Source organism: Rhizobium sp. Leaf321 (assembly GCF_001423215.1).
GTDB classification, from domain to species: Bacteria; Pseudomonadota; Alphaproteobacteria; order Rhizobiales; family Rhizobiaceae; genus Neorhizobium; species Neorhizobium soli.
Genome location: NZ_LMOF01000005.1, coordinates 563,217 through 589,265 on the forward strand (window position 1 = coordinate 563,217; position 26,049 = coordinate 589,265).

23 protein-coding genes are annotated in these 26,049 nt (G+C 62.3%); 5 read left to right on the forward strand and 18 right to left on the reverse strand.

The genetic code is table 11. From position 1 onward, the window contains the following. The first annotated feature begins 1 nt into the window (after nt 1). Nucleotides 2-853, forward strand: a complete 852-nt coding sequence (locus ASF70_RS06200) for an ABC transporter permease (RefSeq protein WP_062578453.1) — start codon at nt 2-4, stop codon at nt 851-853. Here ASF70_RS06200 and ASF70_RS23555 read toward each other — a convergent pair. Beyond that, the gene (locus tag ASF70_RS23555; protein ID WP_244473976.1) at nt 801-1,109 is read right to left on the reverse strand and encodes an SDR family oxidoreductase; all 309 of its coding nucleotides are present in this window, start codon (nt 1,107-1,109) and stop codon (nt 801-803) included. The genes ASF70_RS06200 and ASF70_RS23555 overlap by 53 nt on opposite strands. A 117-nt stretch (nt 1,110-1,226) precedes the next feature. Continuing rightward, on the reverse strand, nt 1,227-2,102 hold the full coding sequence (locus ASF70_RS06205) for an AraC family transcriptional regulator (protein WP_062578299.1): 876 nt from the start codon (nt 2,100-2,102) through the stop codon (nt 1,227-1,229). 108 nt (nt 2,103-2,210) lie between these two features. On the opposite strand from ASF70_RS06205, the gene ASF70_RS06210 reads away from it, so the two are divergent. From ASF70_RS06210 to ASF70_RS06220, 3 genes are all read left to right on the forward strand, one after another. Next, nucleotides 2,211-2,984 carry an SDR family oxidoreductase gene (locus ASF70_RS06210; RefSeq protein ID WP_200943518.1) on the forward strand — a complete coding sequence of 258 codons (774 nt, stop codon included), beginning with the start codon at nt 2,211-2,213 and terminating at the stop codon, nt 2,982-2,984. Nucleotides 2,985-3,350: 366 nt separating this feature from the next. Then, the gene (locus ASF70_RS06215; protein WP_062578301.1) at nt 3,351-4,934 is read left to right on the forward strand and encodes a Na+/H+ antiporter; all 1,584 of its coding nucleotides are present in this window, start codon (nt 3,351-3,353) and stop codon (nt 4,932-4,934) included. Nucleotides 4,935-5,069: 135 nt separating this feature from the next. Next, a complete protein-coding gene (locus tag ASF70_RS06220; protein WP_062578457.1) occupies nt 5,070-6,077 on the forward strand; it encodes an Atu2307/SP_0267 family LLM class monooxygenase in 1,008 nt (335 codons plus the stop codon). A 145-nt stretch (nt 6,078-6,222) separates the two neighbouring features. On the opposite strand, the gene ASF70_RS06225 is transcribed toward ASF70_RS06220, so the two are convergent. The 7 genes from ASF70_RS06225 to ASF70_RS06255 form a co-directional block, all read right to left on the reverse strand. Next, nucleotides 6,223-6,798: an NADPH-dependent FMN reductase gene (locus tag ASF70_RS06225; protein WP_062578303.1), complete on the reverse strand. Its 576-nt coding sequence runs from the start codon at nt 6,796-6,798 to the stop codon at nt 6,223-6,225. A 36-nt stretch (nt 6,799-6,834) separates the two neighbouring features. Continuing rightward, a complete protein-coding gene (locus ASF70_RS06230) occupies nt 6,835-7,755 on the reverse strand; it encodes a LysR substrate-binding domain-containing protein (RefSeq protein ID WP_062578305.1) in 921 nt (306 codons plus the stop codon). Between the two features lie 84 nt (nt 7,756-7,839). Beyond that, nucleotides 7,840-8,286 carry an SRPBCC family protein gene (locus tag ASF70_RS06235; protein ID WP_062578307.1) on the reverse strand — a complete coding sequence of 149 codons (447 nt, stop codon included), beginning with the start codon at nt 8,284-8,286 and terminating at the stop codon, nt 7,840-7,842. Then, a complete protein-coding gene (locus tag ASF70_RS06240) occupies nt 8,283-9,026 on the reverse strand; it encodes an SDR family oxidoreductase (RefSeq protein WP_062578309.1) in 744 nt (247 codons plus the stop codon). Before ASF70_RS06240 ends, ASF70_RS06235 begins: the two co-directional genes overlap by 4 nt. A 67-nt stretch (nt 9,027-9,093) precedes the next feature. Further along, nucleotides 9,094-10,659, reverse strand: a complete 1,566-nt coding sequence (locus ASF70_RS06245; protein ID WP_082471793.1) for a GMC oxidoreductase — start codon at nt 10,657-10,659, stop codon at nt 9,094-9,096. 349 nt (nt 10,660-11,008) lie between these two features. Further along, nucleotides 11,009-12,151 (reverse strand): ATP-binding protein, encoded by a 1,143-nt coding sequence (locus ASF70_RS06250; RefSeq protein WP_162237954.1) that lies wholly within the window; start codon nt 12,149-12,151, stop codon nt 11,009-11,011. Then, complete coding sequence (locus ASF70_RS06255) at nt 12,144-12,842, reverse strand: response regulator transcription factor (RefSeq protein WP_062578313.1); 699 nt, start codon at nt 12,840-12,842, stop codon at nt 12,144-12,146. The genes ASF70_RS06250 and ASF70_RS06255 overlap by 8 nt, the downstream gene beginning before the upstream one ends. A gap of 95 nt (nt 12,843-12,937) precedes the next feature. Between ASF70_RS06255 and ASF70_RS06260 the strand changes: the two genes are divergently transcribed. Continuing rightward, complete coding sequence (locus ASF70_RS06260; RefSeq protein WP_062578316.1) at nt 12,938-13,693, forward strand: phosphatase PAP2 family protein; 756 nt, start codon at nt 12,938-12,940, stop codon at nt 13,691-13,693. A 240-nt stretch (nt 13,694-13,933) separates the two neighbouring features. On the opposite strand, the gene cysG is transcribed toward ASF70_RS06260, so the two are convergent. The 9 genes from cysG to ASF70_RS06305 all read right to left on the reverse strand — a co-directional run bounded on the left by cysG (nt 13,934) and on the right by ASF70_RS06305 (nt 26,020). After that, entirely contained in the window at nt 13,934-15,409 is a 1,476-nt protein-coding gene (gene cysG, locus ASF70_RS06265) for a siroheme synthase CysG (protein WP_062578318.1), read from the reverse strand. Continuing rightward, complete coding sequence (locus tag ASF70_RS06270; RefSeq protein ID WP_062578461.1) at nt 15,381-18,038, reverse strand: nitrate reductase; 2,658 nt, start codon at nt 18,036-18,038, stop codon at nt 15,381-15,383. Before ASF70_RS06270 ends, cysG begins: the two co-directional genes overlap by 29 nt. A 16-nt stretch (nt 18,039-18,054) precedes the next feature. Beyond that, nucleotides 18,055-18,537, reverse strand: coding sequence for a cyanase (gene cynS, locus ASF70_RS06275; protein ID WP_244473977.1), 483 nt, complete (start codon nt 18,535-18,537; stop codon nt 18,055-18,057). Next, complete coding sequence (gene nirD / locus ASF70_RS06280; RefSeq protein ID WP_062463257.1) at nt 18,534-18,869, reverse strand: nitrite reductase small subunit NirD; 336 nt, start codon at nt 18,867-18,869, stop codon at nt 18,534-18,536. The genes cynS and nirD overlap by 4 nt, the downstream gene beginning before the upstream one ends. 4 nt (nt 18,870-18,873) lie before the next feature. Then, nucleotides 18,874-21,321, reverse strand: a complete 2,448-nt coding sequence (nirB, locus tag ASF70_RS06285; protein WP_062578320.1) for a nitrite reductase large subunit NirB — start codon at nt 21,319-21,321, stop codon at nt 18,874-18,876. 5 nt (nt 21,322-21,326) lie between these two features. Beyond that, on the reverse strand, nt 21,327-22,124 hold the full coding sequence (locus ASF70_RS06290; protein ID WP_062578322.1) for an ABC transporter ATP-binding protein: 798 nt from the start codon (nt 22,122-22,124) through the stop codon (nt 21,327-21,329). Nucleotides 22,125-22,134: 10 nt separating this feature from the next. Continuing rightward, nucleotides 22,135-23,040, reverse strand: a complete 906-nt coding sequence (gene ntrB / locus ASF70_RS06295; RefSeq protein ID WP_062463249.1) for a nitrate ABC transporter permease — start codon at nt 23,038-23,040, stop codon at nt 22,135-22,137. Nucleotides 23,041-23,114: 74 nt separating this feature from the next. Continuing rightward, complete coding sequence (locus tag ASF70_RS06300; protein ID WP_062578323.1) at nt 23,115-24,413, reverse strand: CmpA/NrtA family ABC transporter substrate-binding protein; 1,299 nt, start codon at nt 24,411-24,413, stop codon at nt 23,115-23,117. Between the two features lie 347 nt (nt 24,414-24,760). Further along, complete coding sequence (locus ASF70_RS06305; protein ID WP_156461792.1) at nt 24,761-26,020, reverse strand: CmpA/NrtA family ABC transporter substrate-binding protein; 1,260 nt, start codon at nt 26,018-26,020, stop codon at nt 24,761-24,763. Between the last annotated feature and the right edge of the window lie 29 nt (nt 26,021-26,049).

Here is a 26,049-nt window from a genome sequence, read left to right on the forward strand (position 1 = left end):
GATCAGCCCCGTCACGAACTTTTTCCATGGTCGCCTGTGGCGACGCCTGTCGAAGCGCAAGAGTGCGCTCGTCGGCCTTTTCGTGGTGCTGTTCGTGGTGGCCGTCGCCATTCTTGCCCCCCTGCTTGCACCCTACGACCCGGCAGCCCAGAGCTGGACGGCGGTTCGCAAGGCACCGTCAATGGCGCATCTGTTCGGCACGGACGAGGCTGGCCGCGACATACTTTCCCGCATCATCTGGGGCACCCGCGCTTCGTTGCTGGCAGGACTCACCTCGGTCGGGATCGCGATGGCAATCGGCGTGCCCCTCGGGCTTGCGGCAGGTTTTCTCGGCGGCGTGGTCGATGGCTTTATCAGCCGGTTTACGGATGCCATGCTCGCCTGTCCGTTCCTGATCCTTGCAATCGCACTGGCCGCCTTTCTCGGTCCAAGCCTGACGAACGCGATGCTCGCAATCGGCATCACCGCCATGCCGCTCTTTATCCGACTGACCCGCGGTCAGGTTCTTTCGATCCGGGCCGAAGAGTATATCGAAGCGGCAAGTGCCGTCGGCAATCCACGTTGGCGGATCGCGGTTCGCCATATCCTGCCGAATATCCTTCCCCAGTTGATGGTACAGGCGACCCTGACGATCGCATCCGCGATTATCGCCGAAGCCAGCATGTCCTTCCTCGGCCTCGGCTTGCAGCCGCCGGCACCATCCTGGGGCTCCATGCTGAATTCCGCCCAGCGGTTTATGAGCAACGCTCCCTGGATGGCGCTATGGCCTGGCATGGCAATCTTCATGACCGTGCTGTCGTTCAATCTGCTCGGCGACGGTCTGCGCGACGCGCTTGATCCACGCTCCCGGTAGGACGGCGGCGGCAACCCCGTCTGGCCGGCCCATGCGCCCTAGCGGGATCATACCGGAGAAGCGCATCCCGGATCTCTTGCGGGGCTGCGGCCATCAAGGCCGTATCGTTTGGGCCACGGCTTACGACGTTGACACGGATGCCTTTCGGAGCAAACCCGTTGGCCCAGGTGCGGGTGAAGGAGCGCACATCAGTCGTTGTGGCTCCGTAGACGCCATATCCTTTGGTCCCGATGTCGCCCGCGCTGGAGCCGATCAACGCGACCTTCCCGCTGGCTTGCCCGAGATCGTTAGAACCTGCGCCGCGAACTTCGGCCGTTCACCGGCTGAATTGCAAAGCATGAGACCGTCGGAAATCTCACTAATCCGGACCTCATCACACCCGCAGCGCGCCGGGGGTGAGGCCGTCTTCCCGGCGCATGATGGCCGTCAGGTGGCTTTGGCTGGAGAAGCCGCAGGTAAGTGCGATCTCTGCCAGGGGCAGCGGTCCGTTGACGATCAGTGCACGGGCCTCGTCGAGGCGAAGTCGGGTGAAGTACTGGTGCGGGCTCGTTCCCGTTCGACGCCTGAACGAGCGAAGCAGCTGGCTCGACGAAAGCCCGACCAGCGAGGCCAGGTCCTCGAGCCTGACACCGAGTGTCATATGCGCCTGCATGTGATCGCGCACCTGCCGGAACTGCCGGTCAGACAGCCCACCCAGATCCCTCTGGGGCCGGGCTACGCCATATTGCCGGATGAGGTGGATGCCAAGCAGGTTGAGGAGCGAATCAAGCTCGAGGCCGGCCATCGTGCCATGCGTGCCTGAACGCAGCTCTTCACGCAGCATGCCGCCCAGCAGTCCGACGCGGCGGTCGACGACCGGCAAGGCATCCGCGACGACGGTTGCGGCCGGCAGGTTGAGGTCGGACTGGGCGAGACCGTCGAGCCATGGTTGCGACAGCGAGAATGCCGCCACTTCCTTGGGCTCATGCCAGCGCGCCCAGTAATCTGCGCCTGCCGGAACGATTTCACAGCATCCGCTCGCAGCCGAGGCGGTGCGGATCCGCGTCCCGCCAAGGCGTGACTCGCGGTTGCTGAAGGGCTTGAACGACAAGAGCACGAGATGATGGGGGATCGACTGGCTGATCTCGCCTGCGTTCCGCCGGTTCCACGCCGCCGTCCCGAATTCCGACCGGACGAGCCGACCCCAGTTCGGCACCGGCGTGTCGGCAGTGGCGACATGCGGTGCTTCGGGCGGAATGGCATCTGACATGGCTGTTTCCCGTCCAGCGTGCGGATTTACTAACAACGATGCGCGTATCCTGAAAGCCGCACCCCCTCCATGTCGCCTATTCCTTGGTCATCAACAAGGAGAAAGACAATGACGACCAGCGACATGATCAAAAATAACGACGGCCAGGTTGCAGTGGTGATGGGTGCAACGCGCAACCAGGGTCGGGCCTATGCCGTCATGCTGGCGCGCAACGGCTGCCGCGGCGTTGCCGTCCACTATCACGGCGAGGCCTCCCGCGGCGAAGCGGAAGAAACTGCCGCCGAGATCAAGCATCACGGTGCCGAGCCCCTTCTGTTCAGCGCCGACCTGACCCAAGTCGCCGATGTCGCGAGATTGTTCGACGCGGTCGACAAGACGTTCGGCCAGCTCGACATCGTCGTGAACACGGTCGGCAAGGTGGTCAAGAAGCCCTTTGTCGAGATCACCGAGGCCGACTTCGACCAGAGCTTCGCAATCAACAGCAAGGCGGCGTTCTTCTGCATGCAGGAAGCCGCAAAAAGGATCGCCGACAACGGCCGTATCATCAACATCGGCACGACGCTGCAGGCGGCAACGACCGGGCTATACGCGATCTATGCGGGCTCCAAGGCGCCGCTCGAACACTTCACGCGCGCGCTTGCCAAGGAGATCGGCCACCGAGGCATCACCGTCAACACCGTAGCACCCGGCCCGCTCAACACCTCCTTCTTCTACCCGGTGGAAAGCGCGGAATCGAAGGCCTTCCTCTCCGGCATGAGCCCGCAGAACCGGCTCGGCGAAATCGACGAGATCACCCCGCTGATCGAGTTCCTGGTCAGCCCAGGCGGCAGTTGGGTCACCGCGCAGACCCTCTTCATCAACGGCGGCTTCATCGCCCGCTGATCCCTCGACTGCACACAACAAGGCTGACGGCCCATCGATCAGGACGTCAGCCGGCATCCAACCCGCCTGAGGCACCGCGAACTTGATCAGGTGTGGCCCGCTATCGCGACCCATCCTATCTTTTGGTCTGCATGCCCGCGACGAACCACATGGTCGGTTCATCAGCAGCGTTGGGATCAGGCGGCCGTTCTTGCTATGTCGCAAATGCTCAGAGTAACTGCCTTAAGCAGCTGTTCGAATACCTACGGGTGCAGGAGCAGCAATGCACATCCATTGATCTGTTACATACCGTAAATTTTGGGCGACTGGCCCTATACTCTGGAGGTATGCCGCCATCAGAGAGATTGGCACCTTGGGGAGAGAGAGATGCATCCGGCCGAAACGTTCGAACTGGTTTTCACCCTGCTTCTCGCGATCCTCGCCCTGCACTGGTTTGCCGAACGCGCCAAGCTTCCGCCGTCTGTCGCCCTTCTCGTCGGCGGCGGGGCCCTGGCCTTCCTTCCCGGACTGCCGGTGATCGAGCTGGATCCCGAGCTGGTTCTCGTGCTTTTCCTGCCGCCGCTCCTGATGGACGGGGCCTATTATACCGCGCTTGCCGCCTTCCGCCGCCACAGCGCCGGCATTCTGTCGCTGGCCATCGGCGCGGTCGTCTTCACCACCCTGGTGGTGGGACTTGTTGTTCACTGGCTGGTCCCGGCGCTGCCCTGGGCCGCCTGTTTCGCCCTTGGCGCCGTTGTTTCGCCACCGGATGCCGTCTCGGCACGGGCGGTTCTGCAGCGCGTGAAGCTTCCCCGCAGGCTGACAACGCTTCTCGAGGGTGAAAGCCTCCTGAACGACGCCAGCGGCTTGGTGCTTTTCCGCTTCGCTGTCGCGGCAGCCCTGACGGGAAGTTTTGATGCCGTGGATACGAGCCTCGAGTTCGGCTTCCTGGCGATTGGCGGCGTCGTGGTCGGCGCCGTCGTGGGTGGGGCCTGGACCTTCCTCCTCCGGCGGCTGGGCGACGAGACCCTGATGATCCTTGCCTCCCTGATCCTCGGCTGGGCCGCCTATCTGGCTGGCGAAGCGGTCCACGTCTCGGGCGTCATCTCCACAGTCACCGCGGGCCTGGTTTTCGGCTGGTACCAGCACGTCGTCTTTACCGCGAGCGTTCGCATCCGCGCCGGCGCCTTCTGGCACGTCATGGTGTTCCTGATGGAGGCCATGATCTTCATCCTCATCGGTCTTTCGCTGCGTGGCGTGCTGGAACGCGTCGGGGGATTCGAGACTGTCCTTGCCACCATGGCGGTTCCGGTCGTGGGCGTGATCGTCGCGATGACGCTGGCGCGTTTCGTCTGGATCTTCGGCTGTGACGCCGTTCTTGCGCTGCTCAACCGGATAGGATTTCCCATCGACGACCCGCTTGGCCCGAGGGCCGCGACGGTGATGAGTTGGGCGGGCATGCGTGGCGTGGTCACCCTCGCTGTTGCCCTGACCGTCCCCGAAACAATGCCAGGTCGCGACCTCATGCTGGTCGCAGCTTTCGCCGCCATTCTCGTCACTGTTCTTCTCCAGGGGACGACGCTTGGGCTGGTTATCCGCGCGGCGAACCTGTCTGATCGGGGCGTGCGCCCGGCATTGAGCCTTGCACAGGCGGAAGCGGCGGTCGCAGCAGCCCAGCTCGTCGCCGTCCGGTCGCAGGCCTATACCGACGACGGAACGCTTGCCCACCCGCGATTGCTCGAGGGCTTCCAGCGGCGCGCCGACCAGGCATTGCAGAACGCGGACGATGAAGACACTTTCGTAGACGAGATCACGGCCCACTACGACCTCGTCCTCGAGGCGGTAAGGGCCGGCCGGGCCGAACTCGTGCGCCTTCATCGCGCCCACCAGATCAGTGACGAAACGCTGCATGACCTGGAGCGGGACCTCGATCTGGAAGAGCTATCGGCGACTGCCGCGAAATCCCTCTGACATGGCGCTTGCGGCGTTTGCCTCTGTCCAACGTGCTGGACTTAGCGTCCTGCTCGTGTCCCTTCTGATGCCGGAGCCCATGACTTAAAACGAGCGCATCACCGGCGATCGACTGCAAATGAAGGAACTATGGTTTTGGAAATCGGAATTGACAGTTTTGCGGCAACCGTCAAGGGTGTCAGCGCCATGGATCGCATGGGTTTCCTGCTCGACGAGATCGAGATGGCCGATACGTCCGGCCTCGACGTGTTCGGCATTGGGGAGCACCACCGCGGCGACTATCTCGACAGCGCACCGGCCGTCATCCTTGCCGCCGCCGCCGCGCGGACGAAGTCGATCCGGCTGACCAGCGCGGTAACGGTGCTTGGCGCCGCAGACCCCGTCCGCGTCTTCCAGGAGTTCGCGACGCTGGACCTCATCTCGCGGGGACGGGCTGAAATCGTCGTCGGTCGGGGATCCTCGATCGAGGCCTATCCGCTGTTCGGTCTCGACCTCAACGACTACGATGCCCTGTCGGAGGAAAAGCTGGAACTGCTGCTTGCCCTGCGCGACGAGACCAATGTGACATGGTCCGGCCGGTTTCGGGCGCCACTCGACGGCCAGGGTGTCTACCCACGTCCTGCCCAGCCAAAGATGCCCATATGGCTTGGGGTTGGCGGCACGCCGCAATCCTTCGCCCGTGCCGGTATCCTTGGTCTTCCGCTGATGGTGGCGATCATCGGCGGGGAATTCCGGCGGTTTCGATCGCTGGTCAATTTCTACCGGGAGGCCGGAGCACGCGCCGGGCACGCGCCCGAAGCACTGCGCGTCGGCATTCATGCGCTCGGCTTCGTGGCCGAGACGGACCGCGAGGCGGAGGATCGCTTCTTCCCCGGCTGGCAGGCGATGTTCACCAAGATCGGCCTCGAGCGTGGCTGGGCACCGTCGACGCGCGCGCAGTTCGACAACCTGGTTCGGCCCGGCGGCGCGTTCCTCGTCGGTGATCCCGATACGGTGGCGGCAAAGATCCGGCAGACGTCCGAGGACCTCGGCGGCATCGACCGGCTGACGTTCCAGATGAGCTCCGCGGCAAGCGACCAGCCGGCGATGCTGCGGTCGATCGAAATGCTCGGCCGCGAGGTGAAGCCACGCCTCTCGGCCTGAGCAAAAGGTCGTTTCTCAAAGCGACGGTTGCCGAGGCGGCCTTTCCGTATCCGCCGGAGGACAAGGCGACGAAAATGCGGGTTCCGACCTACTGAGCCAAAAGGCGCCTGGTCCGTCGGTTATCCGCACGCGTTGCAGGCGGCGTTCAGCCTGAGACTCGGTACCTTTGCGCAAAGTGCGCGAAGGCCGAAACCTGTTTTTCCAGGAAGTGACGGGTTTCGGCATCGGTCAGTTCCAGCGTTTCGCTGTGCACCTTGGCTGCCACATACCCGATCATGACCTCCGGCTTGTTGAGAACGGCGGCATCCAGATAAACGAGGATCTGTCGGAGATGGTACTGAGCCCGGGCGCCGCCGAGCATGCCGGCTGACGCCGTCTGGATGGCCACCGGCTTGCCGGCAAACGGCTGGTTCGGCAGCCGTGAAAGCCAGTCCAGCGCGTTCTTGATGCCACCCGGGACCGAGTAGTTGTACTCGGGCGTGACGATGATTACGCCGTCGGCGAGACGGATCGCCTCACCCATCGCCGTCACCTCAGCGGGGAACCCTGCCGCCTGCACATCCTCGTCGTAGAGCGGGAACGTGCCGACCGAGCCGAGTGCCGTGATGGTCACGCCCTCGGGGGCGAGAGACGGCAGGGAGCGAGCGATTGCAGCATTGTAGGATTTATGACGCAGGCTTCCGAGAAGGGTCACGAAGTGCAGCGGCTTAGGTTCAAACATAAAGGCTCCAAATGAGAATGCTGACGAAAAGGCGGATCAAACGGGATCAGAATCCGGATTGACCACTTTCGGCAGCTCGATGATGAGATAGTCGAGAAAAGCGCGCACCGATGGCAGTACGTAATCCCGGAACGGCAGGACGGCGGTGATCTCCGCCTTGCCGGCCAGCCATTCCGGCATGACCCTTTGCAATCTGCCCTCAGCCACGTCTTCCCGGCAGATGTAACCGGGAAGCGCCGCGATCCCGATGCCGTCTGCCGCAGCCTGTTTCAGCATGATCAGGTCGTTGCCCGCCATTCGTGGCTGGACGGAAAGCACCCGGTCGCCGATCACGGGATGGCTGAGCTTCCACACGGTTGCCTGCCCGGCACGGTGCATCGCCAGAAGGTCATGCTCCGATAGGTCGTCCGGTGTCTTTGGCTCGCCGCGACGCTCAACATAGCCCGGTGCTGCGAAAATGAACCAGGGCGCCGGAGAAAGCGTCCGCTGCACCAGGGCCGAATCGGTCATCTGCCCCTCGTGAGCCCGGATCGCGAGATCGAAGGCGCCGCCGATGATGTCCGTCTGCTCGTCGCCCGTGTGCTGGACGAGCTGGATTTTCGGGTGGTCGATTGCGAACTGCGGTATGATCTGCCGCAGGACATAGACTGAGGTCGCGATCGCCGTCGTGAACTTGATGACCCCCGTCGGCTCCTCCAGCCTCTGGCGCACCGCGTTCTCCGCGATGTCGGCGTTTTGAAGCATGACAAGCGCGTGGCGATAGAAGAGAGTGCCCGCTTCGGTCAGCGTCTGCACCCGTGACGTTCGATTGATCAGCCGGACGCCGAGGGCGGCTTCAAGCTGCTGCAGCCGATGGCTGAGGGTCGACTTTGCAACGCCTGTGCTGCGGCTTGCAGCTGTAAGGCCGCCGCTGTCGACGACCTGGACGAAGGTACGGAAATCATTGAGGTCGAGCACGGGTTCAGTCCCTTTACGAGATCGGCGCAAAGACCGCCAAAGGCCGTTTTTGATGGGCCAATTCCAAGGAGACCACGACCAGCATTAGAGAGACGCCCTGACAAGCGCAACCCCGAGATGATGGGCCAGCCCTCTAGATGCCGCCGCAAACGCCGAGAGGTTGATCCCCATCACCACCTCCGAATCGACGCCATTCACCGGGACGAACGACGCCTCGAAGCGGATGCTGGCTTCATCGGCGCTCTCGCCGGGACGAACCTGGATCTGGTTCGTCTGCTCGCTGACCGGGATCGGAAACGTCACCATCTGGTAGGTGAGATGACACGCCCCGTCATCACTGGATATCAGCCGCTCGCGGACGGTCGTCCCGTCGGTCGTGACCAGCTCCCGTTCTCCGTCGGCGACCTGACGGCTTTCACGGGCAATCGGGTTCCACGAGGCGACCGCTGCGAAATCGCGAACGACGGACCAGATCCGTTCCGAGCTTGCGGCAAGGGTCGCGGTATAGACGGCGACATAGCTCTTGCTCATACCCGTGCTCCACCGTTGGCCAGAACATGCTGCCCCGTCAGCCAGCGTGCCTGGTCGGAAGCTAGGAAGGCGACGACATCGGCGATCTCGTCGGGTTCGCCAAGGCGTCCGAGTGGCGACCCGGCCGCAATCCGGTCACGCTCTTCCTGCGGCGCATCCTTGATGAACTCGGTGTTGGTTGCGCCGGGCATAACCGAGTTAACGGTAATCCCGCAGTGACCCAGCTCTATCGCCAGAACCTCGACGATCAGCTTCGATCCGGCCTTCGAGGCCGCGTGCAGGCCCATGCCCTGTGCCGTGAACGCGGTGGTCGAGGTCGAGATGTCGATAATCCTTCCGCCGTCCCGCACCCACTTGGCCGCCTCCTGGAGCACGAAGAACGAGCCCTTGGCATTGAGACCAAAAATTCGGTCAAAATCCTCTTCCTTCACGTCGACGACCGGCACGCCGATGAACGGCAGCCCGGCATTGGCGACCACGATGTCGAGGCCGCCGAAGGCCGTATCGACCTCGGCAAACAGCCGGCGGATGTCCGCCATATCGGCGACATCGGCTTGAAAGGGACGCGCCACGCCGCCGGCCTCCTCGACGGCCCGCACCGCTTCCGCCGCTTCCTCCGGACGGCTGCGATAATTGATCGCGACCGTTGCGCCCTCGCGGCCGAGCCGTTCACCGATCGCCCGGCCGATGCCGCGCGATGCACCGGTGATCAGCGCCACCTTGCCTTTGAGAGATGTCATGACAATGCTCCTTCGTATGTGGGCGATGATGGGCGAGACCGTCGGCTTGACCGTTCGATCCGATCGGCTAGGCGAGGATGCGTGCGGCGATTCGCTCGGCGACCATGATGGTGGTGACGTTGGTCGGAACCGACGGGATGTCTGGCAGGATGGAGGCGTCGACGACGCGGAGGTTCTCGGTGCCGCGCACGCGCCCGAAGGCATCGACAACGGCGGTCTCGTCGGTGTCGATGCCCATTGGAACCGTTGAGGTGGGATGCTGGTAGGCCGCAATGTTGGCGATGATGTTGGCGCGCAGGTCCGCGTCGCTGTGCACGCCGTCCCCCGGGGCCATCTCGTGATCGACCATGCACGCGAAAGGCTCGGTTCTGCCGATTTCGCGGGACAGCTTGACCGCCTCCAACATCCTGTCGAGATCGCTCGGGTCGTCGAAGAAATTGTAGTGGATGCGCGGCGCAACGCGCGGGTCTCGCGAGGCCAGGCGGAAGCTGCCAAGCGACTTTGGCAGCGTCACCGCGGCCGCGAGAACGATCGCGCCGCCCGTCGGGCTCGCCTTCGGGTCGATGAAGTGGGTCGCGGATACCTGGAGGTCGAGATCGCCGCCGGTTGCGGACGATGAGCCCGTCCAGACAAGCGCACCGGCTGCGGGGCTCATGGCCCTGTCGGAGGCCTTCAGTGCGTAGACGTTGTAGAAGAACGGGTGGTCCTGGAGACGCGCGCCGACCGGCAAGTCCACCAGAACAGGGATCTCCAGCGCGCGGAGATCGCCGGCAGGCCCGATGCCGGAGCGCAGCAGCATGGCCGGGCTTCCGAACGCCCCGCCCGACAGGATGATCTCGCCGCCGGTCAAAACCTCTCCCGTCACCAGCCGGACGCCGGAGGCCCGATTGCCGCTGAAGACAACGTGATCCACTTCTGTCTCGCCGCGGATGGTGAGGTTCGGGCGGGCGCGAACCTCCTCGGTGAGATAGACGATGCCGGTATTCATCCTCCTCTCGTCGACGACGTTGAGCGGATAGGCCCCTGCCCCGTCCGCAGCCGCGCTGTTGAAATCCGAAACGTCAGCCAGACCCAAGGCCCACGCGGCGTGAACGAAGCCGCGCGAGGACGCGGTCAGTTCCTCGAGGGTTCGCTGCCGGACCGGAAAGGGGCCGGATCGACCATGCAGGGTATCGTCGCCGGTCGGGGTGTTTTCCAAAGCCTTGTAAGCGGCCGACACATCGTTCCAGGACCAGCCTTCGATCCCACGCGCCGCCCAGCGTGCGAAGTCGGACGGCCGTGCCCGCATGGCGACCGTGCCATTGACGGCGGAACTGCCACCGACCACCCTGCCCCGCGGCAATGGAATGTCATGGCCGAGCTTTGTCGTGTCATCGCTGTGATAGTGCCAATCGAAATTCGGAGTCCGCACAGTGCCGGCATCGGTCAGGCTCTGCGGATAGGCGCTCGGCGCAAAATCAGGCCCCGCTTCCAGCAACAGTACGGTGCGATGAGGATCGGCGCTGAGGCGCGTCGCAAGCACCGCTCCGGCGGACCCACCTCCGACGATGATCACGTCGACCGGTGGCGCTTCGGCATGGGCGTGCGCCAGGCCGATCAGGACAGCGCCCGTTGCTTTGCCGCTTCCAGCCATGAAACGTCTCCTCGTCATCGCCACTTGCGTGAAATTGTCCCTCGTCGAGCGCTATGAGCGCTGCAGGCAAGGCTTCACTTCTGTTTCAGGGAAGTAGCGAATACGGGATTGTGCGAACAGCGGCCCCATCCCGGAAGCTACGTTCAACAGGATGGACGATGCACACCGACGACGTGACGAAGCTAGGCCAACTGTCTGAACTGAGCGATGCAGTGCTTGACGACCGAATTTGAGGCGCAAGGCGGAGGCATTTCCGCTGCCGGTCAGAAGCGGTAGATTCTTACCCGGTGCGACAGGCAGGCGCTGTTCGACTCCATTTCAGTTGGAGCGTCCTCGGGATCGCTTAGGTCTACGCGACCTCAAATGTAACCTTGGCGTATGCGCCGCCGTCAGGATTGTTTCCGACCTCCAAGCGGGCATTGTGGCCTTCCGCAATCGCTTTGACGATCGTCAGACCAAGCCCTGAGCCGCTCGTGCCACGACCGCTGAGCCTCTCGCTTCTCCAGAACATGTCGAAAGAGGAGTGCTGCGCATAGTCTGGTAGTCCTGGACCCTTGTCCTGGACAGAAATGAACGACCGCCCCGTGTCATCCACCCCAGTGTGAACATCGATCGGCCCGAAATCGCCCGCGTATCGCCGTGCGTTTTCCATAAGAGCGAGGATAGCCTGGCGGAAACGGTCCGGATCGATCATTGCCGGTGCGGGCGCAAGGTAGGTTCGGAAATTGACATCACCGCCTGCGGAGATCTGGAACAGGGTCACCGTCTCCAAAGCATGCAAGGCCAGGTCGGTCGCCGTGGTCGCGGTCACAAAGTCGATCGTGCCCGCCAGTGAGAGCGTGTTCAGCTGGTCCACCAGCCGCGACATGCCCCGTGTCTGCGCCAAAAGCGCACGCAACTGGGCTTCGCTGACGGGAATGACGCCGTCAGTCATGCCTTGCAGATTGCCCTGCAGCACCGTCAGTGGTGTGCGCAATTCGTGGGCCACCGCGCGCGTGTTGAATTTCAGGCGGGTCTCCAATGCAAGCAACTCGCTCGCCATGCGATTGATGGTGATCGCAAGCGTTTCGACTTCCTTGGTTGCGCCCGGTTCGACCGTGACCTGAAAATCGCCCTGCCGGATCTTTTCGGCTGCGGCCGTCAGGCGGGTGAGCGGCGCGACGAGCCGGTAGGCCAGGACGACGCCAATGCCGCTGGTAAACACGATCAGCAGAAATCCGAAACCTAAAACACCCTCGACAGGGGACGCCTCGGTCGCCTCTTCCAGTGTCGGATAGAGCGGCGCGAGTGCCGCGAGATCGCTCGGTGCGGGGATCTCGCCATTGTTGATGCTGACCCAGGCACGTTTCGCATCGGGGGGCAGCGCGTCCAGTGCCGATAATTCGGCATGATCGATATACCAGTCGGTCAGGATATAGAGGAGCGCGATGGTCATCAGTTGAATGACGGAAACCAGAGCCGCCGTCAGTGTTGATAGAGCCGGTCTAGACACCTGTCGACCTCGCGAAACGATAGCCTATCCCGCGCACGGCAACGATAAAGCCGTCCAGGCCGCAACTCGCCAGCTTTCGCCTGAGATTAGCGATATGCGTATCGACGGTTCGATCGAGCGCATCGCTTTCGGGCATGCACGCGTCCAGCAGGGATGCTCTTTCGAAGGTCTTGAACGGCGACCGGACGAAACAAACGAGAAGGCGAAACTCCGTTGCGGTCAGCGGCAGTTCGACCCGGCCTTTGTCCGTCGATGCAATCGCGATGTGGGACTCCAGCTGAACCTCGACCCCATCGTGCCGGACAACCTCATGAGCGCCAACGCCTCTGGTGCGCTTGAGGACAGCGCCCACCCGCGCCACGACTTCCTGCGGGTTGAACGGTTTGGTGACATAGTCATCGGCGCCGAGCTTCAGGCCGAGCAACTTGTCGGTACTGTCATCCATCGCCGACAGGAAGATGACCGGCACGCTGGAATTTGCCCGGACCCTCGCCAGAAGATCGAAGCCATCGATGTCAGGCAGGCCGATATCGAGCAGGATCAGGTCGGGCTGTAATCTCTGGACATGGGTGAGAGCCGTAAGGCCTGTCGAAGCCTTTACCGTCCTGTAGCCGGCTCTTGCGAGATATTTTTCAATAAGGGAAGCAATCTCTTGGTCGTCCTCGACGACCAGCACGAGCGATGAGATCATCGTCAAACTCTCTGACTTTGACATGCTCTTCTCCGGTTCTCGGTCAAATCTTGATAATCCGGCGAGAGAACGTGGTCCTCACATAGGAACCACCCATGGACGCAACTGATCTCAACCACGTTCAAAAAGCAAATCCGAAGACCGTTGAAGACGAAGCACACCGTTTGCTTCCAGAGGCGCTTATGCTTCTGGGTTTTGTATCGCTGATCTTTGCAACTGTGCCGGAAATCGACCTGATCGTCAGTCGTTATTTCTGGGATCCCATCGCGGGCTTCGCTTTCGAGGAAAACAGTTTCCTCATTGCGTTTCGTGACCTCAACAGGCTTCTGCCTTGGGTCGTGATCGGGTTTGCAATCGTGCTTTTGCTTGCAAGTCCTTTCCTCAGGAACCCGAAATACTCAGCCGCACCGCATAAGTTGTTATTCGTGCTGACGTTCTTTGCAGCAGGTCCGGGGCTGGGCGTTCAAGTCATCAAGATGCTGGTCGGGAGAGCGCGTCCAAGAGCACTCGACGAATTCGGCGGCAGTGCGATCTTTACCCCTCCGTGGCAGCTCACCGACCAATGCGTCAGGAATTGTTCCTTCATCTCGGGAGAGGCCGCAAGCGCCTTTTCGCTGCTCACACTTGTCGTGTTCGTCACCCCCAGACACCGGACAACTTATCTCGCAGCGGTCGGCATTGTCGCGGCAGCCTTCTCATTCAACCGAGTGATGTTCGGAGGCCACTTCCTCTCGGACGTGGTGATTGCCTGGAATGTGATGTTCGTTCTGGCCGTGCTCCTCTGGCAATCGTTTTCTCAAAACGCGCCTCAGATCGACGCACTATTTAAGAGAGATCCGTGCCGAACGTAAGTCTTCGTCGAGATCGCATCAGAGCGCGGAGCTAGGTCAAGCCAAATCCGATCGTGCGTCAGTTTTCACACACTGCGTTGGTTGCAAGGACGAACGACACCGGCCGGCGTCGCGGCAGGCCATTGAAGTTACTGCCACGTGGCGCACGGAAGTAGAATGTAGCAACTTTTGCAAGTCTCGGCGCATTCAGGGCCTATCCTTTGTTTGCCGCTCCCTCCCAGCGACGTCGCTCAGCATCGCTTAAACGCTTCCAACCCGATGCTCCTGCCCTTCCTGGTCGAAACTTTGACGGTGTTCTCCGGCAACCGCGCCGAACACCTCTCCGACCCCGATCAGCACAGGCTCCTCGACGCCGATCGTGCGCATGGCATCGCCAAGGCTTGCGAGCGGGCCAGACCAGCGCTGTTCGTGCGGGCGGCTGACGGAGGAGACAACGACAACGGGCGTGTCAGCTGTCATCCCATTGTCCATCAGGCGCTGCTCGATCTGGCCTGCCATGCGTCCGCCCATGTAGAACACGGAGGTCTGGTTGGGTTTGGCGAGCGAGGCCCAGTCGACGGTCTGGGGCAGTTCATGATCCCGCGAATGGGCCGTGACGAAGCGGACCTGCTGGGCGTGGTCGCGGTTGGTGAGCGATGTCTTCAGCGACGCGGCCATGGCCGACGCTGCGGTAATGCCCGGCACCACGTCTACGGCGATGCCCTCGCTATGCAGCCGGGCGATTTCTTCGCCTGCCCGCCCGAAGATCATCGGGTCACCGGATTTAAGCCGGACAACGCGTTTGCCGTCCTTTGCGAACCGCACCATCATGTCGTTGATGTCATCCTGGCGACAGCTTTCGCGTCCGCCTCTCTTGCCGACGAGGAACCGCTTTGCCTCACGCCTCGCCAGTTCCAGCACCTCCGGCGAGACAAGATCATCGAACAGGATGACATCGGCGGCCTGCAGCGCCCGCATGGCCTTGAGCGTGAGCAGTTCGGCATCTCCCGGCCCCGCACCGACCAGGGTCACCGATCCCAAACTCGGAACCGAAGCGATCTGCTCGGCGGTGGCCAGCAACCGGTCCGCGGTATCTTGCGCTGGTGGCTCGTTGGTCGAGAGGCTTCGGGCAACGAAACGCTCCCAGAAAAGGCGTCTTGCCGGACCTGGCGACAGCCGGCGGTTGACCGCCTCCCGCAGCGACTGCGCAAGGCTTGCCCATTGCTTCAGCGCCGGCGGCAGCAGTGTTTCGATCCGCTGGCGGATCGCCTGGGCGAGAATCGGTGCCGCTCCATCCGTCGAGATCGACACGATCACTGGCGACCGGTTGACGATCGAGCCGAACTGGAACTGGCAATAGGCAGGCTTGTCGATCACATTGACGGGGATGCCGGCCGCGCGCGCCGCACAGTAGAAGGCCTGCGCCTCGGCTTCGGTCTCGCAGTCGGCGAGCGCCAGCGATGCCCCGGTGAAGATACCGCAATGCCAGGGATGGTCATGATGCGTCAGCCCGGTCCGCTCGACCAACGCCTTCATCGTGTCGCCAAGCTCAGCGGTTTCGCAGTACAGCTCTACCTCAGCGCCGCAGGCCTGCAGAAGCTCTGCCTTCCAGGCGGCGCCATCCGATCCACCCGCCATGACCGCCCGCTTGCCCGAAAGGTTCCAGAAGACCGGCAGCTTGGCGAGTGCTGCGATGCGTTCGTTTCCGTCACTCTGCTGCAAGGGTTTGCGTCGCATCCAGGATCCTCCTGATTTCGGGGCGGCAGGAGCCGCAATTGGTTCCGGCATTCAAGACTAGGCCGACGGCTTCCACAGAACGGCAACCGCGATGGGCGGCGGCACTAATCTCATTGATACCGACCGAAAAACAAGAGCAGACGATCGCGCCCTTGTCCGGTCGCCCCGCTGCCGGACGGCCGGCTATGAGCATGGAACGGGTGCGGCTGTCCAGATGCCGCTCCTTCAGCTGCTCGACCGCCCATTGCCGCGATACGCTGACCGGTTCCGGTGCCACGAACAAGGCTGCCAGCAGATGCTCTCCGTCAAAGGCGAGCAGGCGGTGATCCCCGGCCTGCCGGTCAAGGTAACCGGAGAAGTCCTGGCGCTCGTCGAGCTGCAAACTGCGCCGCAACCAGTCCTCCCAGCCATCGGCGGGCGGGTCGCCCGCAAATTCCAGTCGGTAACCGCCTTCGGTTCTCGCGATCGCCCAATAGGCAAACGGAAGGTCGAGCGGACGCTTCGCCGTCACCAGAAAACCATGCGCCTGCGCCTCGTGGCGGGCAACGGAAACGCGCGCCATCTTCAAGGCAGGCTGGCCGGACACCGGATCGACGCGGGAGGGGACCAGCGTATCGACGCGGGCACTCGGCGCCGTCTCGCCGGTCCAGTGCATGGGAATGAAGACCGACCCCCGCATCTGGCGTTCGGTCAACAGGGCGCGCACGATGATCGACCTGCCGTTTTCGCCTTCGACATGCACGAGGTCGGCGTCGCCGATACCGGCTTGTGCCGCGTCTGCCGGATGGATCTCGCAGAAGGGCTCGGCAATATGGGCGGAGAGCCGGGCACTCTTTCCCGTCCGCGTCATCGTATGCCAGTGATCGCGGATCCGGCCCGTATTGAGGGTAAAGGGAAAGCGGCCGTCCGTCTTTTCAAGCGCAGGTGTCTCCACCGGCACAAGGCGCGCCCTTCGATCGGCAGTGAAGAAACCGCCATCGGCGAAGAAACGGGCAAGCTTTGAACCGTCACCACGCAAGGGCCACTGGAATGGCTGGAGCTCCTTATAGGCGCCGTGGCTGATTACGGCATGAGCGCCGATGTCGAAATCGCGCTCGCCCTCGTTCTCGAAGGCGGACAGGGCTGCATGCTCGGCAAAGATCTGAGCCTCGCCGCTGTAATCGAAGGCCGGGCCGAACCCCATGCGTTTCCCGACCTCAGCCATCTGCCACCAGTCGGCGCGGGCCTCGCCCGGCGCGGACAGGAACGGTCTCTGCCGGGAGATCCGCCTTTCGGAATTGGTCACCGTGCCGGATTTTTCGCCCCATCCGGTGGCCGGAAGCAGGACATGGGCGAGACGTGCCGTATCGGTATCCTGCTGGATGTCCGAGACCACCACGAAGGGGCAGGCTTGCAGGGCGGCCTTGACCGAATCGGCATCGGGCATGGAAACGACAGGATTGGTCGACATGATCCAGACCGCCTTGATCCGTCCGTCCGCCACCGCCTCGAACATGTCGACGGCTTTCAGGCCGGGTCTGTCGGCGATGGTGGGTGAATTCCAGAAGCGCTGCACCCGATCCCTGTGCACCGGGTTCTCGATTGCCATATGGGCCGCCAGCATGTTGGCGAGGCCGCCGACTTCGCGTCCGCCCATGGCGTTGGGCTGGCCGGTCAGCGACAGAGGTCCCATGCCGGGCCGGCCGATCCGGCCTGTCGCCAGGTGGCAGTTGATGATGGCATTGACCTTGTCCGTGCCGACAGCCGACTGGTTGACGCCCTGGCTGTAGCAGGTGACGACCTTCTCGGTTTCTCCGAAGAGACGGTAGAACTGGCGGATGAGCATGCCGGACACGCCCGTCGCCTCCGAAAGGTCGGAGACAGAGCCGGGTGACGCTGCCATCAACGCTTCGGGGAAGCCGGATGTGTGCCTCGACACGTAGTTTTCATCCACCGCTCCGGTCTCGGACAGATAGTTGAGCAACCCGTTGAACAGGGCGATGTCGCCATCGGCGCGCACGGCCAGATGCAGATCGGCGATGTCGCTGGTCGCGGTTTTGCGCGGATCGATCACCACCACCTTCATGGAAGGACGGGCAGCCTTGGCCGCCGCCAGACGCTGATAAAGGACAGGATGGCACCAGGCCATGTTCGAGCCGACCAGGACCACCAGATCCGCCAGCTCCAGGTCCTCATAGCAGGCCGGGACGGTATCGGCGCCGAAGGCGCGGCGATGACCGGCAACGGACGAGGCCATGCACAGGCGTGAGTTGGTGTCTATGTTGGCGGAGCCGATAAACCCCTTCATCAGCTTGTTGGCGACATAATAATCTTCGGTCAACATCTGCCCGGAAACATAGAAGGCAACGGAATCTGGGCCGTGATCGGCGATGGCCCGCTGGAAGTTTGCGGCAACGAGATCGAGCGCTTCGTCCCAGCCGGCTCTTTCGCCATGAACTTGAGGGTAAAGTGCGCGACCGTCCATATCCAGCGTTTCGGCCAGCGCCGAGCCTTTCGAACAAAGCCTTCCGTAATTCGCGGGATGGTCAGGATCGCCCGACACGCTGATCTTGCCCTCGTCGTCGACTGCGGCGATCACGCCGCAGCCGACACCGCAATAGGGGCAGCTCGTCTTGGTTACACCGGACATGGTGGCTTCCCGCATCTCACCAACTATTGTAACCGAGATATTTTCCGCTCATGCGGATCTCAATGCGGTCGCCCTTCGGATTGGCAACCTTCTCCACCACCATGTCAAAATCGATGGCGCTCATGATGCCGTTCCCGCATTTCTCCTGGATGAGTTCTTTCAGGGTCTCGCCGTAAACTCCAACGATCTCGTAGAGCCGGTAGATGCAGGGATCGGTAGGGATATCGCGACCCCAGACCTTGGTCGGGAACTCCGCCAGGACGACAGCACATTCCTGGGGCAGACCGAGATCGCGCACCAGAAGATCGGCCTTCACGCGTGGCAGCGCATTCATTCCAAGGCAGGCCGAGGTAACAAATACCTCGCTCATGCCGATCCCTTCGGCAATCGAGGCCCAGCTCAGGCCGGCCTGCCGCTTCTTCTCGTAGATCATCTCGGTCACGTCTGATTTTGACAGCATCATTGCCTCCTTGGGAATATGCAGGATGGGGGTGTTCACTCGGCCGCTTCCAGCCGCCTCTCCAGGAGGATGGACAATTCGCCGTCCGTGTTGCGCAGCGGCAGTGTCGCGACGGAGCCTTCGTCGGCGCCGAGTGCGCGGCCGCTCTCAAGCGAGATCACCCAGTTGTGCAAGGGGCAGGTCACGGCCTTGCCATGGACGATGCCCTGGGAGAGCGGACCGCCCTTGTGCGGGCAACGGTCCTCGATTGCAAAGACCTCGTTTTCGGCCGTGCGAAACACGGCAACCTTGCCCTGCGGCGTCTTTACGCAACGCGCCCCGCGCAGCGGAATGTCGTCGATTCGACCGATCGTCATCCAGTTGCTGTTCATGGCCTCACTCCGCTGCCTGGTTGTAGCTGATGGTCGCCATGGGCTTGAACTCGTGCTTGTCCTTGCCCGAGACACGCTCCGACCAGGGGTCGACCTGGGCGAATGTCTGGGAGAAGACGAAGCGGTCGTAGTAGGCACCGCGTTTTTCGGGATCGCCCATGATCTGGCGGCGGATCTCGTCATGGCCGATGCGTTTGGCCCATTTGTAGATGCGCTCAAGGTAACGGCCCTGCTCGCGATACATCTGGGTGAGCGCCACGATATGCTCCAGCGCCTCATCCTCGGTTTTCACCAGACCCAGGACATCCGTGCCCTTGATGTCGAGACCGGCGGCACCGGCGAAATGGATCTCGAAACCGCTGTCGACGCAGATCACTCCGATATCCTTGCAGGTGGCTTCGGCGCAGTTGCGCGGACAGCCGGAGACGGCAAGTTTCAGTTTGGCCGGTGTCCACGAGCCCCACATGAACTTCTCGACGCGGATGCCGAACCCGGTCGAATCCTGGGTGCCGAAGCGGCACCAGTCGGAACCGACGCAGGTTTTTACCGTGCGCAAGCCTTTGGCATAGGCCTGACCCGAGATGAATCCGGCCTTGCCGAGGTCGGCCCAGACGGCCGGCAGATCTTCCTTCTCGATGCCGAGCAAATCGATGCGCTGGCCGCCGGTCACCTTCACCATCGGTATTTCGAACTTGTCGACGACATCGGCGATGGCGCGCAGTTCCGCGGCGTTCGTTACACCGCCCCACATGCGCGGCACGACCGAATAGGTGCCATCCTTCTGGATGTTGGCATGCACACGCTCGTTGATATAGCGCGACTGGTAGTCGTCGGCATATTCGTCCGGCCAGTCGCAGACGAGGTAGTAGTTGAGCGCAGGGCGGCATTTGGCGCAGCCGCAGGAGGTCCTCCACTCCAGTTCCTGCATCACGGCCGGAATGGTCTTCAGGGTCTTCGCCTTGATCAGGCGGCGGACGTCGTCGTGGCCAAGCTCGGTGCAGGTGCACATCGGCGTGACGGCGGCCGGGTTGTAAGCATCGCCCAGCGTCAGCGCCATCAGCTGCTCGACGAGGCCGGTGCAGGAACCGCAGGATGCGGATGCCTTTGTGTGAGCGCGGACGTCATCCAGCGAGGTCAGACCCTTGCCGGTGATGGTCGTGGTGATCTTGCCCTTACAGACGCCGTTGCAGCCGCAGATTTCCGCATCATCCGGCAAGGCTGCAACGGCCGCCATAGGGTCCAGCGGAGACCCTCCCTGGTAGGACTGGCCGAATATCAGGGTGTCGCGCATTTGCGAGATATCGGTCCCGCGTTTCATCAGGTCGAAGAACCAAGAGCCATCCGCCGTCTCGCCGTAGAGTACCGCGCCGATGATGCGATTGTCCTTCAGGACCAGCCGCTTGTAGATGCCGGCGGACGCATCGCGCAGCACGATTTCCTCGCGGTCCGGCGCTTCGGCAAAATCGCCTGCCGAAAACAGGTTGATGCCGGTGACCTTGAGCTTCGTGTTGACGACAGAGCCATGATATTCGCTGGTACCGCCGATGAGGCGATCAGCAAGAACCCTTGCGGCCTCATAAAGGGGCGCAACGAGCCCATAGCAGATGCCGCGATGTTCGGCGCATTCGCCGAGCGAAAAGACGTTCGGGTCAGAGGTCATCATGCCGTCATCGACGACGATGCCGCGGTTGACGGCGATGCCGGCATCCTTGGCAAGGCTCGAGGCCGGGCGGATGCCGACGGCCATGATCACCATATCGCCGGTGATGACGCGGCCGTCGTCCAGTTCGATACCCTCCACCTTGTCGGTGCCGAGGATCTGCTTGGTATTGGCCTTGGTGATGATGTCGATGCCGCGTTCGGTCAGCGCCTTTTCGAGCAGATAGGCGGCTGGCGGATCGAGCTGACGGTCCATGATGGTCGGGTTGAGGTGAATGACGGTCACCTCCATGCCCTGCCGCTTCAACCCGTAAGCGGCCTCCAAGCCCAGCAGACCGGCGCCGATGACGATGGCGCGGCCCTTGGCGCCCGCAATCTCGACCATCTTCTCGACATCGGCGAGATCGCGGTAGGCGAGAACCCCGGGCAATTGGTGGCCCGGAACAGGGATAATGAATGGGAGAGAACCGGTGGCGATGACAAGCTTGTCGTAAGAAGCGGTAATGCCTTTGGCCGAGGTGACCGTCTTCGCCTGGCGGTCAATCTCAGTGACCCTGGCACCCTTGTGCAGGGTCACGCCATGGGTGGCGTACCAGTGGTCATTGTGGATGACGATGTCGTCGTAGCACTTTTCGCCGGACAGAACCGGCGACAGCATGATGCGGTCATAGTTGACGCGCGGTTCGGCGTTGAAGATGGTCACGTCGAAACGACCAGGGGCCTTTTCGAACAGCTCTTCCAGCATGCGACCGGGTGCCATGCCGTTGCCGATGATAACGATCTTTTCCGTCATGTCGGTTACTCCGCAGCTTCGACGAAGCGGTGACGTTCGTAGAGGAACTTCAGCACAGCTTCGCGGGACTTGAGGTAGGTTCGGTCGGCCGCGAGCGCGATGCGGTCGCGTACCCGCGGGATTGGCACGTCAAGCACTTCACCGATGCGGGCGGCCGGGCCGTTGGTCATCATGACGATGCGGTCGGAGAGCAGCACGGCCTCGTCGACGTCATGAGTGATCATGATCATCGTGTTGCCGAGGCGGGAATGGATCTCCATCACCGCATCCTGCAGATGGGCGCGGGTAAGCGCATCGAGCGCGCCGAAAGGTTCGTCGAGCAAGAGGATCTTCGGTTCCATGGCGAGCGCGCGGGCAATCCCGACGCGCTGCTTCATACCGCCGGAAATTTCGGAAGGGCGCTTGTCCTTGGCATGCCCCATCTGGACGAGGTCCAGGTTGCGCATCACCCAGTCATGCTTTTCGGCCCGCGTCTTCCTGCCGGCGAAAACCTTGGAGACCGCAAGATTGACGTTTTCGTAGACGGTCAGCCAGGGCAGCAGCGAATGGTTTTGGAAAACGACGGCGCGTTCCGGGCCCGGCGCATTGACCTCTACGTTTTCGAGCAGGACGGCACCGGCGGAAACCCGCGTCAAGCCAGCGATCAGGTTCAGCAGGGTCGACTTGCCACAACCGGAGTGACCGATGATGGAGACGAACTCGCCCTTGTCGATGGTGAGCGAGATGTCCTTCAGCACCTCTGTTTTTGTGCCGGCGCGTTCGAAGTTCTTGTCGACGTGATCGATTTTCAGGTAGGCGCTCATGGCCGTCTCCTCAATTCCTGGCGGTGCCGCGGGTGACGATCGAGCCGAGCAGGCCCACCAGCTTGTCGAGGACAAAGCCGGTCACGCCGATATAGGCGAGCGCCACGATGATGTCGGTGAGGCGCGAGGAATTCCACGCATCCCAGATGAAGAAGCCGATGCCGACGCCGCCAGTCAGCATTTCCGCGGCAACGATGGCGAGCCACGACAGGCCGATGCCGATGCGAAGGCCGGTGAAGATGTAAGGGGCCGCCGCCGGCACCATGATGCGGATGAAGAACTCGAGCTGATTGAGGCGCAGAACCCGGGCGATGTTACGATAGTCATCCGGAATGTTGCGCACGCCGACGGCGGTGTTGATGATGACAGGCCAGATCGAGGTGATGAAGATGACGAAGATCGCCGACGGATTGGAATTCTGGAAGGCGGCGAGCGAGAGCGGCAGCCAGGCAAGCGGTGGCACCGTCCGCAGGATCTGGAAGATCGGGTCGAGGCCGCGCATGGCCCAGACCGATTGGCCGACAAGGGCGCCAAGGAAGACGCCGACCACTGCTGCAAGCCCGAAGCCGATCGCGACACGCTGAAGCGAGATCAGCACGCGCCAAGCAAGACCTATGTCCTGCGGCCCGAAATCGAAGAACGGATGGGCGATCAGGTCATAGCTGTCGATCCAGACCTGCGATGGCGGTGGCAAAGTAGCGCCAGCACCGGAGCAGGCGATCTGCCAGATGGCGAGGAGCGCGATCAGCACCACCAGCGGCGGCAGTACGTTGCGACAGACGGCAGTGGCGGCGCGCCGGATGTTGAGCTTGCGGGCTGAGGGCTGCACCATCATGACAACGGTCGCGCTTTTCTCCGACGCCGCCGGCGTTTCTGGCGTTGTCGCCTGGTCTGACTTGCGGGCTGTTGCAGTCATGGTGATCCCTTCAAGTGATGTTCGTTCTGGACAAAACAGGCCCCCCATGCGCTGCCGCGTGAGGGGCCGCTGCTTCAGGCACTTGCCTTGATCGTCAGGCTCTCGAGATAGGCCTTCGGGTTTTCCGGATCGAAGACCTTGCCGTCGAAGAAGGTCTCTTTTCCACGCGAGCTCGACGCCGGAATGTCGGCGGCAGCAATGCCCAGATCGGCTGCTGCCGCGCGCCAGATGTCCTCGCGGTTGACCTTGTCGACCAGCGCCTTGATGTCGGTATCGGGTGCGAACTTGCCCCAGCGGACGTTCTCGGTGAGGAACCAGGCGTCGTGGCTCTTGAACGGATAGGAGGCATGGTCCTTCCAGAACTTCATCTCCAGCCCGGTATTCTCGACAAGGCGCCCGTTGCCGTAGTTGATGGTGCCCTTGAGGCGGCCGGCGACATCCTTCGGCGGGACGTTGAACCACTGGCGCTTGCCAAGAATGGCGGCCATCTCTTCCTTGTTGTCCATGCTGTCGGCCCACATCTGGGCTTCCATGACGGCCATCATCAGCGCACGCGCGGCATTCGGGTTCTTCTCGATCCAGTCGGAGCGAAGCCCGAGCGCTTTTTCCGGATGACCTTTCCACATCTCGCCGGTGGTGCAGGCAGTGAAGCCGATACCCTGGTTGACGAGCTGCTCGTTCCAAGGCTCGCCGACGCAGAAGGCGTCCATGTTGCCGACTTTCATGTTCGCCACCATCTGCGGCGGCGGCACCACGATCGTCGACACGTCCTTGTCCGGATCGATGCCGCCGGCGGCAAGCCAGTAGCGGATCCAGAGATCATGGGTGCCGCCGGGAAATGTCATGGCGACCTTGATCTCGCTGCCGGCAGCCTTCTTAGCGGCAAACGCCTCCCGCAGCTTGGAAGCATCGAGCTGGACCCCGGTCCCGGCATATTCCTTGGCAACCGAAATGCCTTGGCTGTCGAGGTTGAGGCGGGCAACGATCGACATTGGCACCGGTACGTTGTTCTGGGTCACCTTGCCGGTGGACATGAGATAGGGCAACGGGGTGAGGATATGCGCACCGTCGATGCCGTTGGCGGCACCGCCGAGCACGAGATTGTCGCGCGTCGCGCCCCAGGATGCCTGTTTGAGCACTTCCACATCCGGCAGGCCATGCTTGGCAAACAGGCCCTTTTCCTGCGCAATGATCAGCGGCGCGGCGTCGGTAAGCGCGATGTAGCCGATCTTGAGGCCGCTGACTTCCGGACCTGCCGAGGCGGCGAAGGCGCCGGACGGAAATGCGGCGCGCACAGCACTTGCCAGAGCAACGGCAGAACTGATCTTCAGGATCTGCCGGCGGTTGATGTTCATTCCTGTAGTCTTCGTCATAGCGTTGTGCCCCTCTGGTGTGACGGAGATCCGGAAACAAAAAAACGCCGCGTGCCCGTCTGCCGGGTCCGGGCGATAAGCGCCGGACGGCAAGGGAGCATGCGACGTCGGTGTCGGATGGGTATTTGCGCCTGATCGGGCGCTCATCTGTCCTGCGATCGCCATTGACCGCGGACAATTAGATACAAGCAAACATCGTGCCAGCTCGAAATCCAGCCATCAACGAGAACTATTAGCTCGCATTTTCCGGCAGTTGCCGAATGCGCGACCAATCGCGGCGAAAACGGCGCTGCACGTTATGAAGCCTGACTTTCGATGCAGATGCCTTAGCTTTGCGCACCGCGCGATTACGCTTCGGTCACGTCGTCGCCTGATGACGTCGAGCGAACCGCAAAATGCTCCGCATAGGCCTGCACATCACGAGGGTCGAAAATCTCCCCGTCCATGAATTCATCATATCCCGATGCACTTCGTTCGCCCGGCTCATCCGGGGTGGCCGCGTTTGCGCCCAGCGCGCTCTCGTAGAGGTCGGGCCGGAAGGCGCTCCTGACCCGTGCCATGCCTTCTTCGCTGAAGTCGGTCTGGCCCCAGCGTATCATCTGGCTATAGATCCAGCTTGCCTGGTCCGGCCGCGGATAGTTTGCCGCCTTGCCATGGTAGAGAAAATAGTCGGGAACGACTCGCGTCGTACCCTGCGCATCCAGATTGAACTCGCCGCTCAAGATGCTTCGAATAATGCTTGTTGGCGCGGCGATATAATCGGGAGAGCTGAGGATGTCTGCGAGTTCGTTGTGATTCTGGGCGTCGTCGCACCACCGCGCCGCCCTGTCGAGCGCAATAATGAGGCGCGACACCGTATCGGCATTGGTCTCAGCCCATTCCGGCCGTATGCCCAGCACTTTCTCCGGCGCCAGAGGCCATATGTCCTGCTTGGCCGCGACGATCCTGCCAGTCCCGCGTTCAGAGGCGATCATGTTCCAGGGCGCACCGACGCAAAATCCATCGATCGCGCCTGCCGAAAGCGCATCGGATGTCAGCGGCGGCGGCACCACGACCAGCTTGACGTCGCGGTCCGGATTGATGCCGCCAGCTGCCAGCCAGTAGCGGAACTCGTAATTGTGCGAGGAAAACGGATAGGTCATGCCAAGCGTCGGCATGGCTTCGCCGCGGGCGCGCATGTCGGCGAGTAGAGCCGCGAGAGCCTTCGCATTGGCAAGCGCGCCCGCATCATCGGCAAGCCCTGTCAACGACTTCATCCGCTCGAAGATCCGCGCCGACAGCGTGATGGCATTGCCGCCGCGGCCAAGCGAAAAGGGTGTGATCGTCGGCGAAGGATTGGATCCCAGCCCCAGCATGGAGGCGACCGGCATCGGCGACAGCATATGGGCAATGTCGAACTGACGAAACGCCAGCCGGTCCCGCACATTGGCCCAGGTGACATCCCGTACCAGTTCGAGACGCAGTCCCTCCCTTTCCGCAAAGCCGAGTTCGGTTGCAACGATCAGGATCGCTGCATCCATCAAAGGGATGTATCCCGCGCGCAGAAGCCTCTGCTCCTTGCCGCGGACACGTGACGGCGCTTTGACGGCGCTGTCGCCAGATTGCATGGAAACACGAGCACTCACCAGCATTCTCC

Bases quoted from the DNA above. Each gene is read 5' to 3' on its own strand.
- ASF70_RS06205 (WP_062578299.1), bottom strand. From the start codon at position 2,102: ATGTCAGATGCCATTCCGCCCGAAGCACCGCATGTCGCCACTGCCGAC.
- ASF70_RS06210 (WP_200943518.1), top strand. From the start codon at position 2,211: ATGACGACCAGCGACATGATCAAAAATAACGACGGCCAGGTTGCAGTG.
- ASF70_RS06215 (WP_062578301.1), top strand. From the start codon at position 3,351: ATGCATCCGGCCGAAACGTTCGAACTGGTTTTCACCCTGCTTCTCGCG.
- ASF70_RS06225 (WP_062578303.1), bottom strand. From the start codon at position 6,798: ATGTTTGAACCTAAGCCGCTGCACTTCGTGACCCTTCTCGGAAGCCTG.
- ASF70_RS06235 (WP_062578307.1), bottom strand. From the start codon at position 8,286: ATGAGCAAGAGCTATGTCGCCGTCTATACCGCGACCCTTGCCGCAAGC.
- ASF70_RS06240 (WP_062578309.1), bottom strand. From the start codon at position 9,026: ATGACATCTCTCAAAGGCAAGGTGGCGCTGATCACCGGTGCATCGCGC.
- ASF70_RS06245 (WP_082471793.1), bottom strand. From the start codon at position 10,659: ATGGCTGGAAGCGGCAAAGCAACGGGCGCTGTCCTGATCGGCCTGGCG.
- ASF70_RS06255 (WP_062578313.1), bottom strand. From the start codon at position 12,842: ATGATCTCATCGCTCGTGCTGGTCGTCGAGGACGACCAAGAGATTGCT.
- ASF70_RS06260 (WP_062578316.1), top strand. From the start codon at position 12,938: ATGGACGCAACTGATCTCAACCACGTTCAAAAAGCAAATCCGAAGACC.
- cysG (WP_062578318.1), bottom strand. From the start codon at position 15,409: ATGCGACGCAAACCCTTGCAGCAGAGTGACGGAAACGAACGCATCGCA.
- ASF70_RS06270 (WP_062578461.1), bottom strand. From the start codon at position 18,038: ATGTCCGGTGTAACCAAGACGAGCTGCCCCTATTGCGGTGTCGGCTGC.
- nirD (WP_062463257.1), bottom strand. From the start codon at position 18,869: ATGAACAGCAACTGGATGACGATCGGTCGAATCGACGACATTCCGCTG.
- nirB (WP_062578320.1), bottom strand. From the start codon at position 21,321: ATGACGGAAAAGATCGTTATCATCGGCAACGGCATGGCACCCGGTCGC.
- ASF70_RS06290 (WP_062578322.1), bottom strand. From the start codon at position 22,124: ATGAGCGCCTACCTGAAAATCGATCACGTCGACAAGAACTTCGAACGC.
- ntrB (WP_062463249.1), bottom strand. From the start codon at position 23,040: ATGACTGCAACAGCCCGCAAGTCAGACCAGGCGACAACGCCAGAAACG.
- ASF70_RS06300 (WP_062578323.1), bottom strand. From the start codon at position 24,413: ATGACGAAGACTACAGGAATGAACATCAACCGCCGGCAGATCCTGAAG.
- ASF70_RS06305 (WP_156461792.1), bottom strand. From the start codon at position 26,020: ATGCAATCTGGCGACAGCGCCGTCAAAGCGCCGTCACGTGTCCGCGGC.